2 tRNA genes are annotated in these 249 nt (G+C 46.6%); both read right to left on the reverse strand.

Features of this window, described 5'->3' with window-relative positions:
- Nucleotides 1–27: 27 nt before the first annotated feature.
- Nucleotides 28–103, reverse strand: a tRNA-Ala gene (locus COC46_RS13220).
- Between the two features lie 23 nt (nucleotides 104–126).
- Nucleotides 127–203: transfer RNA gene (locus COC46_RS13225), tRNA-Ile, on the reverse strand.
- Nucleotides 204–249 lie beyond the last annotated feature (46 nt).

Below are 249 nucleotides of genomic sequence, written 5' to 3' on the forward strand. Positions count from 1 at the left end.
TCTAGTTTTCAAGGTACAAAATAAAAATGGTGGAGCCTAGCGGGATCGAACCGCTGACCTCCTGCGTGCAAGGCAGGCGCTCTCCCAGCTGAGCTAAGGCCCCAGACATAAAAAAAAGAAAAGATATGGTGGGCCTAAATGGACTCGAACCATCGACCTCACGCTTATCAGGCGTGCGCTCTAACCAGCTGAGCTATAGGCCCATATCTATAAGTAGAAGGATAATCCTTCAAAACTAAACAAAACAAT

This window comes from Bacillus sp. AFS041924, from assembly GCF_002577195.1.
Classification (GTDB): domain Bacteria; phylum Bacillota; class Bacilli; order Bacillales; family Bacillaceae_G; genus Gottfriedia.